This window comes from Microcystis sp. BLCC-F209, assembly GCF_041928595.1.
Taxonomy (GTDB): domain Bacteria; phylum Cyanobacteriota; class Cyanobacteriia; order Cyanobacteriales; family Microcystaceae; genus Microcystis.
Genome location: NZ_JBHFLL010000056.1, coordinates 1 through 2,000, shown reverse-complemented (window position 1 = coordinate 2,000; position 2,000 = coordinate 1). Strand labels below are relative to the sequence as shown.

Annotated in this window: 2 protein-coding genes and 2 pseudogenes; 2 read left to right on the top strand and 2 right to left on the bottom strand. The window is 38.3% G+C overall.

Features of this window, described 5'->3' with window-relative positions:
• On the top strand, positions 1-1,040 hold a 1,040-nt coding region (locus ACE1AQ_RS03690), incomplete at its 5' end, for an ISAs1 family transposase (protein ID WP_374807881.1).
• Between the two features lie 302 nt (positions 1,041-1,342).
• Here ACE1AQ_RS03690 and ACE1AQ_RS03685 read toward each other — a convergent pair.
• A pseudogene (locus ACE1AQ_RS03685) lies at positions 1,343-1,492 on the bottom strand (IS630 family transposase); the annotation flags it as partial.
• A 1-nt stretch (position 1,493) separates the two neighbouring features.
• On the opposite strand from ACE1AQ_RS03685, the pseudogene ACE1AQ_RS03680 reads away from it, so the two are divergent.
• A pseudogene (locus ACE1AQ_RS03680) lies at positions 1,494-1,619 on the top strand (phycobilisome rod-core linker polypeptide CpcG); the annotation flags it as partial.
• An 89-nt stretch (positions 1,620-1,708) separates the two neighbouring features.
• On the opposite strand, the gene ACE1AQ_RS03675 reads toward ACE1AQ_RS03680, so the two are convergent.
• Positions 1,709-2,000: aminomethyltransferase beta-barrel domain-containing protein (locus ACE1AQ_RS03675; protein WP_374807879.1), on the bottom strand; the 292-nt coding region annotated here is incomplete at its 5' end.

Below are 2,000 nucleotides of genomic sequence, written 5' to 3'. Positions count from 1 at the left end.
AAGGAAAAAGACACCCTTTATGGATAGTATTAGTAGTAATAATACTGGGAACAATGCTAGGATACTCAGGTTATAGAGAGCTAGGAGAGTTTGCTAAAAATAATCGGCACAGGCTCAGTCAAGAATTTAACATAATTCCAGAAAGAGTCCCATCCTATTCAACAATTAGAAGGGTAATGATGGGAGTTGAGTGGCAGATTTTGTTAAAAATGTTTAATGAATGGGCATTAGAAGAATATGGACAAAGAGATGATATAAATTGGCTAGGGATGGATGGAAAAAGTCTCAAAAACACCCTAAAGAATCCTAATGATGAACAACAAAATTTTATTATGTTTGTCTCATTGTTTAGTCAAGAAAGTGGATTAGTATTACACCTAAAAAGAATCGAAAACAAAAAAGGGTCTGAAATCGACGAAGGGCAAGCTATAATTGAGGATTGCTCTCTCCAAAATAAAGTTTTTACTGGGGATGCTTTACACTGTCAGAAAAAAACAATCAGCTTAATAGCCAAGAGTAAAAATGATTATGTTATCACCGTTAAAGGAAATCAGAAAAATCTTTATAAGCGAATACAAGACCTGAGTAATTCCTCAAAGCCAGAAAGTTGCTTTCTCGAACAAGATAATAGTCATGGACGAAAAATATCAAGAAAAATAGAAGTTTTTAAAGTGAGGAAAAATGAAAGACAAGGGTTTGAAAATCTGCGAAGAATTGTTAAAGTAGAAAGAAGGGGTAGTCGCGGGGATAAAACTTATGAAGAAACGGCTTACTATATCAGTAGCCTAACCGAATCCGCCCAAGTATTTGCTGAAATTATTCGAGGACATTGGAAAATAGAAAATCAGTTACATTGGGTAAAAGATGTAATTTTTAAGGAAGATAAAAGCGAGATCAGTGATTTTCAAGCGGCCAGCAATTGGTCAATTCTCACAACCATAGGATTGAATCTTTTCAGAGGTTTGGGTTTTCTCTCAATAACAGAGGGACAGAGGTGGTTAGCTGAACGTTGGGAAAAACTGATAGTTTTATCGACGTAAGAAGCAGAAAAATTAGCTAAATTAACAGGATGTACTCTCAGAAAATTTGAAGAGAGATAGGCTTTTAGTGGCTTGGGAACAAGCTTTATCAATTTATTCATAATAAATTTGGCAGAGGATTAAAGATTAGTTATTGTGACTAACTCTTTTGGTTAGAAAAAGATAAACTTGAGAATCTTCGAGCAAATTTATTGACTCAAAATCAGCTATACTTAATTTAAATGAATCAACCCTACTTAAAAAGGGGGGAACCGGATTCAAAGTCCCCCTTTTTAAGGGCGATCGCAGATATTGTATATACTTTAGACGTTCATAATCTGAGATTTATTAAACTTCTGAAATCGTAGAGTGAGCAACGAATCCAGTTCTTTTTTATGTTTCAGATGGACATCATTCAGACATTCATAAATAGCTGAAGAAAAGTCAGAAAAGTTTTCATAATATTTACCATAACCCAAAGCTGGCGATCCTTCCAGCTTCTTGGCTATGGCCCGGGGTCTCGGTAGTGCCAAAGGAAATCCTGTACCAAGAGTCTCCGCTATGAATATTAACATCGAGGCTTCTGTACCCCGTCGTTAATTTTTAGCTCAACTTGCCGGGGAGAGTCCCTAATTGGCAGAATGACCCCCGAACCATAATCAGGTTATTTTGTGAATTGGTGGCTCTCCCTATGGGGTTGCTCCTGAAATAATCCCCCCACCGAGGACGATTTCCCCTTCATAAATCACGGCTGCTTGGCCCGGGGTGATACTAAATTGTGGTTGATCGAAAACCAGCTTCACTTGATTATTTTCCAGGGGAATAACATTGACGGGAACAGCCGGAGAACGATAACGTACCTGTACCTGCGCGCGGATAGGGGTGGTAGGTTCAGCAATAGAAACCCAGTTCATCCGTCCGACAAGACAAGCGGCACTAACGGCACTTTCGCGATTACCGACGATAACCCGATTCATGACG